The 17,004-nt window shown below is 73.7% G+C and carries 11 protein-coding genes; 7 read left to right on the top strand and 4 right to left on the bottom strand.

Features of this window, described 5'->3' with window-relative positions; translation table 11 throughout:
* The first annotated feature begins 26 nt into the window (after positions 1-26).
* Together ABZ948_RS08420 and ABZ948_RS08415 are read left to right on the top strand one after the other, a co-directional pair.
* The gene (locus ABZ948_RS08420; protein WP_359758159.1) at positions 27-485 is read left to right on the top strand and encodes a nuclear transport factor 2 family protein; all 459 of its coding nucleotides are present in this window, start codon (positions 27-29) and stop codon (positions 483-485) included.
* Positions 486-512: 27 nt separating this feature from the next.
* Positions 513-1,052, top strand: coding sequence for a flavoprotein (locus ABZ948_RS08415; protein WP_359758158.1), 540 nt, complete (start codon positions 513-515; stop codon positions 1,050-1,052).
* Between the two features lie 35 nt (positions 1,053-1,087).
* Here ABZ948_RS08415 and ABZ948_RS08410 read toward each other — a convergent pair whose 3' ends face one another.
* The gene (locus ABZ948_RS08410; RefSeq protein WP_359758157.1) at positions 1,088-1,963 is read right to left on the bottom strand and encodes a hypothetical protein; all 876 of its coding nucleotides are present in this window, start codon (positions 1,961-1,963) and stop codon (positions 1,088-1,090) included.
* 212 nt (positions 1,964-2,175) lie between these two features.
* Between ABZ948_RS08410 and ABZ948_RS08405 the strand changes: the two genes are divergently transcribed.
* On the top strand, positions 2,176-3,144 hold the full coding sequence (locus ABZ948_RS08405) for an aldo/keto reductase (protein WP_359758156.1): 969 nt from the start codon (positions 2,176-2,178) through the stop codon (positions 3,142-3,144).
* A gap of 25 nt (positions 3,145-3,169) precedes the next feature.
* On the opposite strand, the gene ABZ948_RS08400 is transcribed toward ABZ948_RS08405, so the two are convergent.
* Positions 3,170-4,012 carry a phytanoyl-CoA dioxygenase family protein gene (locus ABZ948_RS08400; RefSeq protein WP_359758155.1) on the bottom strand — a complete coding sequence of 281 codons (843 nt, stop codon included), beginning with the start codon at positions 4,010-4,012 and terminating at the stop codon, positions 3,170-3,172.
* Positions 4,013-4,075: 63 nt separating this feature from the next.
* Between ABZ948_RS08400 and ABZ948_RS08395 the strand changes: the two genes are divergently transcribed.
* On the top strand, positions 4,076-5,080 hold the full coding sequence (locus ABZ948_RS08395) for a helix-turn-helix domain-containing protein (RefSeq protein WP_359758154.1): 1,005 nt from the start codon (positions 4,076-4,078) through the stop codon (positions 5,078-5,080).
* Positions 5,081-5,317: 237 nt separating this feature from the next.
* Complete coding sequence (locus ABZ948_RS08390; protein ID WP_359758153.1) at positions 5,318-7,438, top strand: ricin-type beta-trefoil lectin domain protein; 2,121 nt, start codon at positions 5,318-5,320, stop codon at positions 7,436-7,438.
* 13 nt (positions 7,439-7,451) lie between these two features.
* Here the strand turns inward: ABZ948_RS08390 and ABZ948_RS08385 are convergent, their stop codons facing one another.
* Positions 7,452-8,708 carry an arsenic transporter gene (locus tag ABZ948_RS08385; protein ID WP_359758248.1) on the bottom strand — a complete coding sequence of 419 codons (1,257 nt, stop codon included), beginning with the start codon at positions 8,706-8,708 and terminating at the stop codon, positions 7,452-7,454.
* An 84-nt stretch (positions 8,709-8,792) separates the two neighbouring features.
* Entirely contained in the window at positions 8,793-11,177 is a 2,385-nt protein-coding gene (locus ABZ948_RS08380; protein WP_359758152.1) for a SpoIIE family protein phosphatase, read from the bottom strand.
* Positions 11,178-11,433: 256 nt separating this feature from the next.
* Between ABZ948_RS08380 and ABZ948_RS08375 the strand changes: the two genes are divergently transcribed.
* Complete coding sequence (locus tag ABZ948_RS08375) at positions 11,434-14,529, top strand: glycoside hydrolase family 2 TIM barrel-domain containing protein (RefSeq protein WP_359758151.1); 3,096 nt, start codon at positions 11,434-11,436, stop codon at positions 14,527-14,529.
* A gap of 155 nt (positions 14,530-14,684) precedes the next feature.
* Positions 14,685-16,928 (top strand): glycoside hydrolase family 9 protein, encoded by a 2,244-nt coding sequence (locus ABZ948_RS08370; protein ID WP_359758150.1) that lies wholly within the window; start codon positions 14,685-14,687, stop codon positions 16,926-16,928.
* The last annotated feature ends 76 nt before the right edge of the window (positions 16,929-17,004 follow it).

Here is a 17,004-nt window from a genome sequence, read left to right as displayed (position 1 = left end):
TCTCCATCGCTGACCGGGGAGGATCCATGACCGACCGCCCACCGCTGCCGCCGTTCACCCAGGAGAGTGCCGCGCGCAAGGTCCAGGCCGCCGAGGACGCCTGGAACACCCGCGACCCGCACCGGGTCGCCCTCGCCTACACGGAGGACTCCGTCTGGCGCAACCGCGACACCTTCGTCACCGGCCGGGCCGCGATCGTCGAGTTCCTGACCCGCAAGTGGGAGCGCGAGCGGGAGTACGCGCTGCGCAAGGACCTGTGGGCCTTCGACGGCAACCGCATCGCCGTCCGCTTCCAGTACGAGTGCCGGGACGCCGACGGGCAGTGGTGGCGCTCCTACGGCAACGAACTGTGGGAGTTCGACGAGCACGGCCTCATGTCCCGCCGCGAGGCCAGCATCAACGACGTGCCGATCGAGGAACGGGAGCGCCGCATCCACGGCCCCCGGCCGCAGTCCGAACGCGGAGACACCTTCCCCGTCCGGTGAGCCGGGGGAGTGGCTAGGGTTTCCCGGATGACCCGACAGGCCGCCGCCCGCAAGCCCTTCCTCTACGTCGTCGTCTGCGCCGCCGGCATCGCCGCGGACGTCGGACGGCTGATCACCGCCGCGCAGGAACGGGACTGGGAGGTGGGCGTCATCGCGACGCCGGTCGCCGCGAACGGCTTCTTCGACACCGCCGCCGTCGCATCCCGGACGGGCCGCCCGATCCGGTCCGCCTGGCGCACCCCGGGCGAGCCGCGCCCGTTCCCGGCGCCCGACGCCGTGGCCGTCGCGCCCGCCACCTTCAACACCGTCAACAAATGGGCGGCCGGCATCGCCGACACCCTCGCCCTGGGCACCCTCTGCGAGGCGGTCGGCCTCGGTGTGCCGATCGCGGTCCTGCCGTGCGTGGCCGACGCGCTGGCCGCCCACCCCGCCTACCGCGACAGCCTCGAACGGCTGCGGGGGATGGGCGTACGGTTCGGCGAGCCGTACGCCGGGGAGCCGGCGGCGGACGGCGGGCGGCCGGAGTTCGGGTGGGAGCGGGCGCTGGACCTCATCGAGCGCGACTGACCGGGCGGGCCCCGCGGGCGGGCCGTGCGGCAGGGTCAGTCGCAGCCGACCGTCGGCCCCTCCACCATGCCGCCGGTGTACAGCGCCTGCCCGCGCGGTATCCAGTAGCCCAGCTTCGAGACGACCGTCGAGCAGGCCGATGCCAGAGCGACCCGGACCCGCACGGTGGCGGGACGGCCCGGCTGGAGGTCGGTGAGCGCACAGTCCACGGAGTGCGTCAGCCGCTCCCGTGCGGGCGCCCGGCCGACCAGCGGGTTGACGCACCGGCTGTCGGCCGTGCTGATCCGCACCCTCGTGGTCTCCTCGCCGATCAGCCCGAACCGAGCGCTGCCGTCGCCCTGTTCGCTGTCGCGGTACACGGTGTACGTCAGCGTGGTCGTGGTCCCGGGGCGCAGGCTCCGCCGGTCCACCTCGACGCGGTGGGTGGGCCGTTGCCTCGGCGCGGTCAGGGTGAGCGTGGCCCGGACCGTGCCGCGCAGGTCCACACCGGCCGGTGTCGAGCGGACACGCACGGCGGCGGTGACGTCGTAGGTCCCCGGGCCCGGGTACGGCTGCGAGCCGGGCAGCGTCCCGGAGGCGACGGTCGCGCCGTCGCGCTCGGCGGTCCAACTGCCGGAGGTCAGGCAGGCGTACCGCACGGACGTCCCGGGGCGGCGGCAGGTCGCGGAGGCCGAGAGTGCCATCACCGGGGTGCCGCTGCCCGCGCACAGGCTGACGGCCGCCCGCTCGCCCCGCTCGCCGCGCAGGACGCCCGCGGGCACGCAGAGCGTCGCCGGCCCGTCCGCGGCCGGTGCCGGGGACCTGACCTCGGGCCGCGGCGGGACCGGCCGGCTCCAGCCGGCCGAGGCGAGGGCGAGGGACACCGCGGCCGCCCCGGTCAGGATCCTCAGAGTCCTCCGTCGTGCCGCCACGCGGCCTCCCGTGAGCCACCGGCCGGCCCGGCACCGGCCACCTGCGCCGAGGATGCGGCAGTGGGCGCGCCGCCCCGCCGCTCCCACGCCGGGCGGTCACCTGGGGGCAGCAACACTGACGGCCCGTCAGCCCGTCCCGCCCGCCTCGCCTTCGAGTGCACACGAGCACGTACGCTCCCCTGGTAACCCTCCCGAAGGCAGGAGCAGCAACGATGCAGTACGTGAAGCTCGGTTCGACGGGCCTGGACGTCTCGCGGATCTGTCTGGGGTGCATGACCTACGGGCTGCCCGACCGCGGCCGGCACGAGTGGACCCTGGACGAGGACGCCTCCCGCCCGCTGATCCGGCAGGCGGTCGAGGCGGGGATCACCTTCTTCGACACGGCCAACGTCTACTCCGACGGCACCAGCGAGGAGATCGTCGGCCGGGCCCTGCGCGACTTCGCCCGGCGCGACGAGATCGTGCTCGCGACGAAGGTGCACTACCCGATGCGCCCCGGGCCGAACGGCGGCGGACTGTCCCGCAAAGCGATCATGACCGAGCTCGACCGGAGCCTCGCCCGCCTCGGCACCGACTACGTCGACCTCTACCAGATCCACCGCTTCGACCCGCACACCCCCGTCGAGGAGACGATGGAGGCCCTGCACGACGTAGTCAAGGCCGGCAAGGTCCGCTACATCGGGGCGAGTTCGATGTACGCCTGGCAGTTCTCCAAGATGCAGTACACCGCCCGGCTGAACGGCTGGACCCGCTTCGTCTCCATGCAGAACCACTACAACCTGATCTACCGCGAGGAGGAGCGCGAGATGCTCCCCCTCTGCGCGGACCAGGGCGTGGGCGTGCTGCCCTGGAGCCCGCTCGCCCGCGGCCGCCTCACCCGCGACTGGGACGCCACGACCGAGCGCAGCGCCACCGACACCTTCGGCAGCAACCTGTACCAGGAGGGCGACCGCACCATCGTCGAGGCGGTCACCCGCATCGCCGAGGAACGCGGAGTGCCGCGCGCCCAGGTCGCCCTGGCCTGGCTCCTGCACCAGTCCACGGTGACGTCCCCGATCGTCGGCGCGTCCAAGCCGCGGCACCTGGAGGACGCCGTGGCCGCCGTGGAGCTCCGGCTGAGCGACAAGGAACTGGAGGAGCTGGAGCGCCCCTACACGGCGCATCCCATCGCCGGGCACTGAACCGCCCCGGGGCGCGGACCGCGGATCAGTGGGGTCCCTGCGGCGCGAACTCGGTTCCGCAGGGGCCCGCGCCCTCGCTCTCCGGCAGGACGACCCTCGTCCCGCTCATCGTCAGCGTGCGGTAGAACTCCCCGATCCGCTCGGCCGACCGCCCCACGTAGTGCCCGATGAACGACCGCCGGAAGCGATCCGCCGAACGGTTCGGCTGCGAGCCGTGCACCAGGCTGCCGTTGAAGAACAGCACGTCCCCCGGCCGCATGTCCACGGGCACGGGCTCCAGCCCGGGCGGCGGCGCGACGTACTCGCGCGCGAAGGACACGTCCGAGTCGGCGAGTTCCGGGCAGAACAGGTCCATCCGGTGGGTGCCCGGCACGACCTCCAGCCCGCCGTTCTCCCGGTCGATCACATCGCAGGCCACCCACGCCGCGACACACGTGCCCGGCTCCACCCGCAGGTAGAAGTTGTCCTGGTGCAGCGCCTGCCCCCGGGCACCCGGCGGCTTGAAGTAGAACATGCTCTGCGCGGCCAGCACCTCCTCGCCGAGCAGCACCTCCAGAACCGTCCGGAGCCGGGCGTCCAGCAGGACCTCGCGCGCGTAGTCGTTGATCTCGTGCGGATGCATCACCCGCGGCCACACGTGCAGCGGATCGGCGCCGGGTCCGGCGGCCGCACGCGGCTGGAAGTGCCCGGGCACCGGGCCCGCGGCCCGCAGCGCCGTGAACTCGTCGCACAGCCGGCCGATCTCGTCGGCCCCGAAGAGCCCGCGCACGACCGTGAAACCGTCCTCCTCGAAACCCTCCCGGTACCGCCGGAGGCCGGCGGGGTCCAGGATGGAAGCGCCGGCGGCGCCGTTGCCCGTGACTGTCATGAACGCACTCCTCGGTCCGGTGTCCTCGGTCCGGAACGCTAGGCTGCCCAGCCGTCGAGGAGGATGCCCGTGCGTGCTGTGGGATTGCCCGGCACTGCTGACAGCGGGGCCGGCGGGGACCCGGCGCCGCCGCCCGGCCTGGTCGTGCTCGGCCACTTCGACCAGCCGCCCGGCTACGGCGTCAGCCGGCCGCGCGGTTCGGCCAGCTGGCTCTTCACCTGGACCACGGCGGGGCGCGGACAGCTGTGGCAGGGCGGCGCCCGGACCCCGGCCGGTGCCGGCGACCTGGTCGTGCTCGCCCCGGGCGTCCCGCACGGCTACACGGTCGAGCCCGGCGCCCGGCACTGGCGCTTCTGGTGGGCCCACTGCCAGGCCCGCACGTCGTGGGCCGCGTGGCTGCGGCCGTACGACAGGGGCGACGGGGTGTACGTGGTCACCGCCACCCCGGCCGGAGTGCACGACCGCGTCGAGGCGGCCTTCCGGCGGATGCACGCCGACGCCCGCTGGACCGGAACTGGCACGCCCCCCGCGCCCGTGAGCCCGGACCGGCAGGTTGCGGCGCCTGCGGCCTCGGACGGGCAGGGCGCTGCGCCTGTGGCCTCGGACGGCCAGGGCGCTGCGCCCGGGAGCCCGGACGGGCTGGTCGCCGTCGCGCACGGCAGCGCGGCCCGTGAACTGGCCCTGTGCGCCCTGGAGGAGATCGTCCTGCTCACGACCGCGGGGACCCGGCCGGCGGCGCCCCGGCCCGGCCTCGACCCCCGGATCAGCCGGGCGCGGGAGCTGATCGACGCCGACCCCGGCGCACCGCACACCGTCCGCTCGCTCGCCGAGGACGTCGCCCTGTCGCCGTCCCGGTTCGCCCACCTCTTCAGCCGGCAGCTCGGCCAGTCGCCCATGCGCGCCCTGCGCGAGGCCCGGCTCCGCCACGCCGCCCGGCTCCTGGAGGGCACCGACCTGCCCGTGGAACGCGTCGCGGCGGCCTCGGGTTTCGCCAGCCCGTTCCACTTCAACCGCGTCTTCCGCGAGCGCTACGGGATACCGCCCGGCGCGTACCGAACTCGGCACTGAAACCGGGGACAGCACGGAAATCCCTTTCGCTCCGCTGATTGACATTTTGTCAAAAGGCGGTTGCCGCGTACGCAATGCACGAAACCGTGAGATCTCTTGTTCCCCGTCGTTGACCTGTGCAAAGGTGTGCCTTGTCGGTGTGCGTACAACACACCTTTCTTCTGTATGCGCGAGGCCATCAGCCGGCATACCCCTTGGTATGGACTTTTCTTCGCATGTCCTTGAGAGGAATGCAGCGTGAATGACGCAGGCCCGTCGAATTCCCCGGCCCCGGCCCGCGGGCCCGGCGCGACGGACGAGGAGCTGAGCGCCGAGCTGAGGAAGTGGACGGGAGCGACCCCCGCGCTCCAGCCCGTCGGCGAACTGCTGGACCGGCACTGGGAGGCGGGCTTCGCCTACGCCCGGCTGTGCACCGACGGTTCGCGTTCCGCGGGAATTCTCACCACCGCCGCATTCACCCGTCTCTTCGGCGAGACCCTGCGCCAGAACGGCCCGACCTCCGCCTGGCGGCCCCATCTGCTGGTCACCGTCCGGCGTATCGCGGCCGAGTGGGCCGGCGACCACCGACGCGACATGCTCCACCCGGACCTGCTGACCGGAACCGGCGAGGGGGAGCGGCCGGCCGCCCGGTTGCTGCCGCCGCAGAACCGGCGCCTGCTCTCCGGGGCGTTCCAGCGGCTGCCTCAGTCCGCCCGCTGCCTGCTCTGGCACGTCGAGGTCGAGGCCGAGCCGCTCACCGCTCCCGCCGGGCTGCTCGGCCTGGACGAGGAGGGCGCGCGCGTCGAACTGGGCCGGGCCCGCGACCGGCTGCGCGAGGAGTGCCTCCAGCTGCACCGCGAACTCGCCCCCGACGAGGAGTGCCGGCGCTACCTCCGGCTGCTCGACGTGACGTACCGGCGCGGAGGTGCCGGCATCGACCCGGATCTACGCGCGCATATCGAGGGCTGCGGGCACTGCAGCGCCGCCGCCGACCAGCTCGGCCGGTTCAACCACGGGCTCGGCGTCGCCCTCGCGGAGGCGGTGCTGGGCTGGGGCGGCCGGGACTACGCCGAGGGCGTGCCGGGCGAGGCCGCGGCGCCCGCCGTGCCCGGGGCCGGGGGCATGGCCGGTGAGCCCGGGACCGGGAGCACGGCCGGTGAGACACCCACCGCACCGGCCGGTGCCGGGCGGCAGACCTTCCCGGACCCCGTCGCCCTCGCCGTCGGTGTCGGCGAATCGTTCACCGGCCCCGACAGCACCGCGCCCACCCCGCCGGCCGGCCCCGGCGCCCACGGCATGAACACGGCCGAGGGCGGGACAGGACTCCACCAGGCCCAGGCCCACGCCCCGGCCCCGGCTTTCGAGAGCCGCTCCACCCCGCCCGTCGCCGCGTCCCCGGGCAGCCGCTCCGAAGGCCCCCGCGCCGCCCGCAGCAGATCCGCCCACAAGGCGGCCCGCCGCGCCGCCCGGCGCCGCAACCTGACCGCCGGCATCCTGACCGTCAGCGGCCTGGTCGTCCTCCCGCTGGTCCTGTGGTCCACCGGCAACTCCGGGGACGGCGCCCCGTCGGCGGGCGCGGACCGGCCCTCGGAAGCACCCGGCGCCGACACGGGCGAGCCGGCCGGCGACCCGTCCTGGGCCGGGGCGGGCGACGCCGAGAAGGGCGCCCTGCGCGGCCGGCTGCACAACGTCTCCTCGGGCCTGTGCGTCGGCATCGAGGGCAAGAAGGCCGTCGAGGACGCGGAGGCGGTGCTCACCCCCTGCTCGTCCGGCGCCGCCCAGCAGTGGACGTACGAGACCGACGGGCTGCTGCGCAACGGCGCCGCCCCCGACCTCTGCCTGGACTCCCGCCTCGGCTACTCCGTCCGGTTGGCCCCCTGCACGGGCGCGTCCCAGCCGGACAGCAGGAACGTCCGCTACGACTTCACCCTCCAGGGCGCCCTGGTGCCCCGCTGGAACCAGGATCTCGCCCTGGCGCCGGCCGCGACCGACGGTTCGGGGGCCCTGGTCCTCAAGGCCCGGGCGGACGACGAGGTCCAGCGCTGGGCCGTCGACACCTCCAAGGCCGACCTCCAGATGGAGGCCGTCACCTGGGACGCCCCCGCTCCGCCCCCGCGCCCGACGCCCACCCCGACCCCGACCCCGACTCCGACCAGGACGCCCGAGCCCACACCGACCCCGTCCGCCACCCCGTCGACGTCACGGCCGGCACCGACCGGCCAGGCCCCCGACGCCCCGGAGTGCTACCGCTACGGCCACCCCTGCGACGCGGACGACGGGTACGGCTACCCCGGCTACGGCTACCCGGGGTACGGCTACCCCGGGTACGGATACGGCGGCTACGGGTACGGCGGCTACGGCGGAGGCGGCCGCCGCTGACGCGGCGCGCGGATCAGCCGCCGAGGACGCGCAGGGACAGCCACAGCGCCACCACGGCCGGCACCAGCGCCGCCGGTACCGCGAGCAGCCCGAGCCGGGTGAACTCCCCGAGGCCGACGCGGTGCCCGTGCTGCTGCGCGATCCGCCGCCACAGCAGGGTCGCCAACGATCCGGCGTAGGTCAGGTTGGGGCCGATGTTCACGCCGAGCAGCACCGCCAGCACGGCACCCGGACCGGCCCCGGCGGTCAGCGGCAGCAGCACCAGCACCGCGGGCAGGTTGTTGATCAGGTTCGCCAGGACGGCCGCCAGCGCGGCCACGCCCAGCAGCGCGAGCAGGCCCGAGCCGTCCGGCAGCACACGGTGGAGCGCGTCGGCGAGCCCGTGGTCGACGACCGCGCGCACGACGACGCCGAGCGCGAGCACGAACGCGAGGAAGCCCGGGGCCGCCGACCGCACCACCGTCAGCGGGGTGGCCCGCCGCCGCAGCAGCGCCCGCCCGGCCAGCACCACCGCGCCGGCCAGGGCGGCCCACGCCGGGGCGATCCCGAGGGCGGAGGCCACGACGAACCCGGCGAGCGTGCAGCCCACGGTGATCAGTGCGAACAGCGGCAGCTCGGGCGGCCGCGCCGTCTCGGGGGAGGCGAGCGGGACCGCCAGTTCCCGGTCGAAGAACCGCCGGAACACCAGGTACTCGGCGCCGACGGCCACCAGCCAGGGCAGCGCCATCAACGCCGCGAACCGGGTGAAGCTCAGCCCGCTGGCCGTGAACGCCAGCAGGTTCGTCAGGTTGGAGACCGGCAGCAGCAGCGAGGCGGTGTTCGACAGATGGGCGCAGGCGTAGAGGTGCGGCCGGGCCTCGACGCCCATCCGGGCCGCGGTGGCGATCACCACCGGGGTCAGCAGGACGACCGTGGCGTCCAGGCTGAGCACGGCCGTGACGACGGAGGCCAGCGCGAACACCGCGATCAGCAGCCGCTCCGGGCGCCCCGCGGCCCAGCGGGCCGTCCACGCCCCGCACGCCGAGAACAGCCCCTCGACATCGCAGAAGTGGGCGAGCACCAGGACGGCCGCGAGGAAACCGACCACCGGAGCCAGCCGCTGGATCTCCTCCCAGGCGTGGTCCGGCGAGATCACTCCGACGGCGACCGCGAGCCCGGCGGCGGGAACCGCCAGCACGGCCTCGGGCAGGCCCTTGGGGCGGGCGACGGCAAAGGCCAGCACGGCGACCAGCAGCGTCACGGACAGGACTTCGGCGAGCGGGGTGTTCAGGGCGGGGTCCTCCGGGACGTGATCAGGCCGAGCCCGCCCATGAAACCAGGTGCAGGTAAGAGCCCCGCCACGGCCCCGCCGGTCTCACACCTCGTCGAGCAGCGCCAGCTCGGCCCAGATCGTCTTGCCCTCGGCCGTGTGCCTGCTGCCCCAGCGCTGCGTCAGCTGGGCGACCAGGAGCAGGCCCCGGCCGCCCTCGTCCCAGGTCTTGGCCCGGCGCAGGTGCGGCGCCGTGTGGTTGGTGTCGGAGACCTCGCAGATGAGCGTGGACGCGTCGTGGATCAGCCGGAGCCGGATGGGCGGGGCGCCGTAGCGGATGGCGTTGGTGACCAGTTCGCTCACCACCAGCTCGGCGGTGAACGTGGCCTCCAGCAGCCCCCACCGTTCGAGCTGGTCGACGACCTGCTTGCGGATGGGCGCCACCAGCGCCGGGTCGGCGGGGATGTCCCAGGTCGCCACCTGGGAGGACGGCAGGCCCCGGGTGCGGGCCAGCAGCAGGGCGACGTCGTCGGCGGAGCCGCCCGGCGGCAGCAGGGCGTGCAGCACGCGGTCGCAGGTCTCGTCCAGGGAGTCGGCGGGGGCCGACAGGGCCTCGCGGAGCATGCGGTGGCTCGCTTCGACGTCCCGCTCACGGTGGGCGAGCAGCCCGTCCGTGTGGAACGACAGCACACTGCCCTCCCGCAGCTCCACATCGGCCGACTCGAACGGCAGCCCCCCGACCCCCAGCGGCGGGCCCGAGGGCAGGTCGAGCTGCCGGGCGGGGCCGCCGGGCGGGACGAGCAGGGGCGGCGGGTGCCCGGCCCGGGCGAGTGTGCAGCGCCGCGACACCGGGTCGTACACCGCGTACAGGCAGGTCGCGCCCACTTCGCCGGTGCCGGCGTCGCTGCCCGACTCCTGGGACAGCCGCACGACCAGGTCGTCGAGGTGGGTGAGCAGCTCGTCGGGGGCCAGGTCGATGTCGGCGAGGGTACGGACGGCGGTGCGCAGCCGGCCCATGGTGGCCGAGGCCTGGATGCCGTGGCCGACGACGTCCCCGACGACCATGGCGACCCGCATCCCGGAGAGCGGGATCACGTCGAACCAGTCGCCGCCCACGCCGGAGCGGGTCGCGGGCAGATAGCGGGAGGCCGCGTCCACCGCCGCGGTGCGCGGCAGCACCCGGGGCAGCAGGCTGCGCTGCAGGGTGAGGGTCGTCTCGCGCTCGCGGGAGTAGCGGCGCGCGTTGTCGATGCAGACGGCGGCCCGTGCCGTGACCTCTTCGGCCAGCAGCACGTCGTCGTCCGTGAAGGGCTCCGTGCGCCGGAAGCGGGTGAAGACGGCGACCCCGAGGGTCGTGCCCCTGGCCTGGAGCGGGACGGACATCGTCGAGTGGACGCCGTACTCCCGGACCCGCCGGAAGCGGACCGGGTCCCAGGCGAGCCACCGCTCCAGCTCGGCGGACGAGCCGGAGGCCACCACCGTGTGGCCCGCGACCAGCGAGGCGGCCTGCGGGGAGGGCTCCGGGTAGACGTCCACCTGGCCCGGCTTGGCGACGGCCTCGGGGCTGCCCGGGTTGACCGACCGGTGGGCGGCCCGGCGTAGGCTCACGGGCGGCGCCGGCGGCTCCGCGGACTCGCCGCCGTGCTCGCGCGGGTCGAGCAGGTCGACGCTGACGAAGTCGGCGAGCGCCGGGACGCACACATCCGCCAGCTCCTGCGCCGTACGGGTGACGTCGAGGGTGGTGCCGATGCGCACGCTCGCCTCGTTGACCAGTTGCAGCCGCTCCCGTGAGCGGTACTGGTCGGTGAAGTCGTGGGCGGTGACGCACACGCCCCGCACCCGCCCCGCGTCGTCGGTGAGGGGGGCGATCCGGGCCAGCCAGGCGTGCGCGCCCCGGCTCTCGCCGCTGGCCTTCATGTACGTCTGCATCTCCTGGCGCCGGCCCGTGCTCAGCACCCGGCGCAGGTACTCCTCCAGCTCGGCGTTCTGCGGCCGGCTGCCGATGTCGGTGGGCCTCAGACCCCGCAGGCGGTCGGCCGGCAGTCCGACGAGGTCCGCCATGGCGTCGTTGACGCCGCGCAGCCGGAGCCGGTCGTCGAAGATCATCGTGGCGCAGGGCGACTGGGTGAGGGCCGCCCGCACCAGCGGGTCCTCCGGCAGTTCCCGGTCGGGCGCGAGCGGCGGGGACACGGCGAGCCAGTCGGTGGTCTGCGGGCCGTCCGGCGGTCTGCGGTGGGCGAGCACCCACACGGGCACCGTGCGGCCGTCGCGGTGCCGCAGCGCGAGGGTGCCGCTCCAGCGGGAGTCCCGGGGCACGGGCGGGGCGTCCGCGCCGTCGGCCAGCAGCTCGGCGGCCGGGCGGCCCACGACCTCGGGGGCCGTGTGACCCAGCAGGCGGCGGGCCCCCTCGCTCCACTCGGTGAGCGTGCCGTCGGCGGCGATGACGGCACGGGCGGCCACGCCATCGTCGAACGGCTCGTCCGGGCTCATCGTCGCCACTCCATACGGACACTCACAGTAAACAGGGAGGTCACTTGAGTTCCAGACTAGTCCGTACACGCCCGGCGTGGACCGGTAACCCCCCGGCCGCCCGGCTCGCGGGACCGAGGAGGACATCCGGCCGATGTGACCTCCGGGGCAGAAGACGGCTCCCGCACTCTTGACGGCCCCATGTGACGCATCGACAGAATCTGTTTGTTCACGGTCGGTTGTGATTGCTTCTGAGTCCTCATGAGGGAGAACCGCCATGTCGGTCACGCGCAGATCGGTCCTGCTCGCCTCCGCCGCCGCCCCAGCGGCCGGAGCGCTGCTGGGTCCGCCGGAGGCGTGGGCCGCCGAGGAGGCGCGCGGCGCGTCCGGCCGCCGCACCGTCCCCCTGCGCGACGGCTGGCGCTTCGCGCTCGTCGACCCGGGCGGCATCACCGACCCGACCGGTGCGTATGCCGACGCCGCCCTGCCCGGGTACGACGACTCCGGATGGCGCGAGGTCGCCGTCCCGCACGACTGGAGCATCGAGCAGGCCCCCACCACCGAGCACGGCACCACCAGCGGCACCGGCTTCCTCCCCGGGGGCCTCGGCTGGTACCGCCTCGCCTTCACCCTGCCGCCCGCCCTCGCCGGCCGGCGGATCTCGGTGGAGTTCGACGGCGTCTACATGGACTGTGTCGTCCACTGCAACGGCAAGGAGGCCGGCCGCCACCCCTACGGCTACACGGGCTTCGCCCTCGACCTCACGGACCTGGTGCACACCGACGGCACCACCGAGAACGTGCTCGCGGTCAAGGTGCAGAACCGGCTCCCCAGCAGCCGCTGGTACTCGGGCAGCGGCATCTACCGCGAGGCCCGCCTGGTGATCACCGAGCCGGTGCACGTGGCCCGCTGGGGCACTCGCGTCACCACGCCCGAGGTCTCCCGCGAGCGGGCCGTCGTACGGGTCGCCACCTCGGTCGTCGACGCCTCGGGCGCCGGCGCGGACGTCGAGGTCGTCTCCCGGATCGTCGATCCGAAGGGCCGCACGGTCGCCCGCGCTTCCTCCACGGCCGCCGTCACCGGCGAGCACACCGAGACCCACGAGCTCACCGTCCCGCGCCCGCTGCTGTGGGACATCGACGCCCCGCACCGCTACACGCTGCACACGCAGCTGCGCGCCGGGGGCCGGACCACCGACACCTACCGCACGGTCTTCGGGATCCGCACCTTCCGCTTCGACCCGGACGAGGGCTTCTTCCTCAACGGCCGCCACCACAAGATCAAGGGCGTCGACCTCCACCACGACCTGGGCGCGCTCGGCGCCGCCGTGAGCCTCGACGCGGTCCGCCGCCAGCTCGAGATCATGCGGTCCATGGGCGTCAACGCCCTGCGCACCGCCCACAACCCGCCCGCGCCCGAGGTGATCCAGGTCTGCGAGGAGCTGGGCGTCATCATGCTGGTGGAGGCGTTCGACTGCTGGCGCACCGGCAAGAACCGCTACGACTACGGCCGCTTCTTCGACGAGTGGGGCGAGAAGGACGCCACCGAGATGGTGCTCGCCGCCCGCAACTCGCCCGCCGTGCTCATGTGGTCCATCGGCAACGAGGTCCCCGACTCCACCTCCACCGCCGGCCTCGCCATGGCCGACCGGATCATCGGCGCGATCAAGGCGGCCGACGACACCCGACCGCTGGTCATCGGCTCCGACAAGTACCGCCGCATGCCCGCCAAGGGCTCCGCCGCCGACCTGATGCTCGCCAAGCTGGACGGCCTCGGGCTGAACTACAACACCGCCAAGTCGGTGGACCAGCTGCACGCGGCCTACCCGCACCTGTTCCTCTTCGAGTCCGAGTCCTCCTCCGAGACCTCCACCCGCGGCGCCTACCAGGAGCCCGAGCACCTCAACACCGGCGAGAACCACACGCCCGGCAGACGCTCGACCTCCTCCTACGACAACAACCTCGCCTCCTGGACCATGAGCGGCGAGTACGGCCACAAGAAGGACCGGGACCGCAAGTGGTTCGCCGGGCAGTTCCTCTGGTCGGGCATCGACTACCTCGGCGAGCCCACCCCGTACGACGTCTTCCCGGTCAAGGCGTCCTTCTTCGGCGCGGTCGACACCGCGGGCTTCCCCAAGGACATGTACTACCTGTTCCGGAGCCAGTGGACCGAGCGGCCGATGGTCCACCTGCTGCCGATGACCTGGAACCACACCGAGGGCGACACCGTCGAGGTCTGGGCGTACGCGAACGTCGACACCGTCGAGCTGTACCTCAACGGAAAGTCCCTGGGCGTCCGGCGGTTCGACACCAAGAAGACCGTCGACGGCCGCGCGTACCTGGAGACGACCGAGGCGACCGAGGACGACAAGACCTACACCGACGGCCCCTACCCGGGCAGCTACACCAGCCCGAACGGCAGCGCCGGCAAGCTCCACCTGACCTGGAGGGTGCCCTACGCGCCGGGCGAGCTGAAGGCCGTCGCGCGGCAGGACGGCCGGGTGGTCGCCACCGACGTGCTGCGGACCGCCGGCGCCCCGCACGCGATACGCCTGACCCCGGACCGCGAGACCCTCGCCGCCGACGGCCGGTCCCTGGTCTTCGTGACCGTCGAGGTCGTCGACCGGCGCGGTGTCGTGGTGCCCGACGCCGAGCACCTGATCTCCTTCGACGTGGCGAACGGCTCCCTCGCCGGACTCGACAACGGCCGCCAGGAGAGCGCCGAGCGCTACCAGGCGAGCACCCGCACCGCCTTCCACGGCAAGGCCCTCGCCATCGTCCGCGCCGGCACCCGGCCGGGCCGGGTGACGGTGACGGCCCGGGCCGACGGCCTGCGCGCGGGCACGGCGGCCGTCCGCGCCACACCGGCCCGCGACCGGGCCGAGACCGAGCCGCCGGTGTTCAGGCCGGAGCACCCGGCGGCCCGGGACCTTCCGCACGCCGACGCCAGTTACTCGGGCCGCCCGGACACCCTGCCCGCCGCCATGCTCGACGGCGACCCGGCCACCGGCTGGTCCAACGGCTTCTTCAAGCAGGCCACGGCCCTGCTGCCCGCGTTCGACGGGGCGCGCGCCGAGGACTGGGTCTCGGTCGACCACGGGCGCACCCGCGGCTTCGACCGGGTGGACGTCTCCTTCACCGTGGACGCCACGCACAGCCTGCCCGCGTCGATCGAGGTGGCCGTGTGGGACGGCCGTGCGTGGCGGGCCGCGCGGGACACCGCGATCGACTGGGCCACCGCCTCGGGCGCCCCGACCGTGATCACCTTCGCGCCCCTGCGCGGCTCCCGCATCCGGCTCACCCTGACCAGCCGCCACCCCGACGAGGCCCGGGGCGCGATCCGCATCAGCCGGCTGGAGACCCCGGCCGCCTGACCGCCCGGGACGCGACGGTCCGGACGGGCGGTGAACGACCAGTCCTGTCCGGACCGTTGACGGGGTGTCACATCTGCCACAACCATGGCCTGCGTCCGCATCTGGGAGCGCTCCCATCGCGAGCGCCACCCGCACCTCCCCAGAGGAGCCCAGGCGTGAAACGACGCAGAACCGCCCTGTTGTCCCTGACAGCCCTCCTGGCGACCGCGCTCACCGCACTGCCCTCCGCACCGGCCGGGGCCGAGGAGGTCGAGCAGGTCAGGAACGGCACCTTCGACTCCACCACCGACCCCTGGTGGGCGACCAGCAACGTCACCGCCGGCCTGTCCGACGGCCGGCTCTGCGCCGACGTCCCCGGCGGCACCACCAACCGCTGGGACGCCGCCGTCGGGCAGAACGACATCACCCTCGTGAAGGGCGAGTCGTACCGCTTCTCCTTCAGCGCGACCGGGACCCCCGCCGGGCACGTGGTGCGGGCGATCGTGGGCCTGTCGGTGTCGCCGTACGACACCTACCACGAGGCGACGCCGCAGCTCAGCGTCTCCGGCGACACCTACTCCTACACCTTCACCTCGCCCGTCGACACCGCCCAGGGCCAGGTCGGATTCCAGCTCGGCGGCAGCGCGGATCCCTGGCGCTTCTGCATGGACGACGTGTCGCTGCTGGGCGGGGTGACGCCGGAGCCCTACGAGCCCGACACCGGGCCCCGGGTCCGCGTCAACCAGGTCGCGTACCTGCCCGCCGGGCCGAAGAACGCCACCCTGGTGACCGACGCCACGGCGAAGCTGCCCTGGCAGCTGAAGAACTCCGGCGGGACGGTCGTCGCCCGGGGCACCACCGTGCCGCGCGGCGTCGACGCCTCCTCCGGGCAGAACGTCCACTCGATCGACTTCGGCGCGTACCGCGTGAAGGGCACCGGCTTCACCCTCACCGCCGACGGCGAGACCAGCCGCCCCTTCGACATCGACGCGAGCGTCTACGAGCGGCTCCGGCTGGACTCGGCGAAGTACTACTACACCCAGCGCAGCGGCATCGCGATACGCGACGACCTGCGGCCCGGCTACGGCCGCCCGGCCGGTCACGTCGGCGTGGCACCCAACCAGGGCGACACGAAGGTGCCCTGCCAGCCCGGCGTCTGCGACTACACGCTCGACGTCAGCGGCGGCTGGTACGACGCCGGCGACCACGGCAAGTACGTCGTCAACGGCGGCATCTCCGTCTGGGAGGTGCTGAGCACCTACGAACGCGCGCTGCACGCCCGCACCGGCGACCCCGGCCGTCTCGGCGACGGCACCCTCGCCATCCCGGAGAGCGGCAACAAGGTGCCCGACCTCCTCGACGAGGCCCGCTGGGAGCTGGAGTTCCTGCTGAAGATGCAGGTGCCCGACGACAAGCCGCTGGCCGGCATGGCCCACCACAAGATGCACGACGAACAGTGGACCGGGCTGCCGTTGATGCCCCACGACGACCCGCAGAAGCGCGAACTGCACCCGCCGTCCACGGCCGCCACCCTGAACCTGGCCGCCACGGCCGCCCAGGCGGCCCGCCTGTACCGGCCCTACGACAAGGCGTTCGCCGCCAAGGCGCTGGCCGCCGCGCGCAAGGCCTTCTCGGCGGCGCTCGCCCACCCCGACCGCCACGCCTCCGAGAGCGACGGCATCGGCGGCGGCGCCTACGCCGACACCGACGTCAGCGACGACTTCTACTGGGCGGCGGCCGAGCTGTACCTCTCCACGGGCGAGAAGCGGTACGAGGACCACGTCCTGAAGTCACCGGTCCACACGGCCGACCTCTTCAAGCCCATCGGCTTCGACTGGGCCCGCACCGGTGCGGCGGGACGCCTGGACCTCGCCACGGTGCCCAACAAGCTGCCCGGCCGGGACAAGGTGCGCCGGTCCGTCGTCCAGGGCGCCGACCGCTACCTGGCCACCCTGAAGGCACACCCGTACGGCATGCCGTACGCCCCTGAGGGGGACAAGTACGACTGGGGCTCCAGCCACCAGATCCTCAACAACGCCGTCGTCCTCGCCACCGCCTACGACATCACCGGCGCCGCCAAGTACCGGGACGGCGCGGTCCAGAGCATGGACTACATCCTGGGCCGCAACGCGCTGAACATCTCCTACGTCACCGGCTACGGCGAGGTCAGCGCGCAGAACCAGCACAGCCGCTGGTACGCCCGCCAGCTCGACCCCGCCCAGCCCAACCCGCCGAAGGGCACCCTCGCGGGCGGGCCGAACTCGAGCATCCAGGACCCCTTCGCGCAGAGCAAACTCCAGGGCTGTGTCGGCCAGTTCTGCTACATCGACGACATCCAGTCCTGGTCGACCAACGAGCACACCATCAACTGGAACGCCGCCCTGACCCGCATGGCCTCCTTCGTGGCGGACCAGGGCTAGGGCCGCCACGAGCCCGTCGCGTGCCGGGGGAGTCCGCCGACAGGACGCCCCCGGCACCCGCGCGTAGCCTGGTGTC

Source organism: Streptomyces olindensis, from assembly GCF_040645895.1.
Classification (GTDB): domain Bacteria; phylum Actinomycetota; class Actinomycetes; order Streptomycetales; family Streptomycetaceae; genus Streptomyces; species Streptomyces olindensis.
Note: the sequence above shows the minus strand (reverse complement) of the source record. Positions and strands in the feature narration are given on the sequence as shown.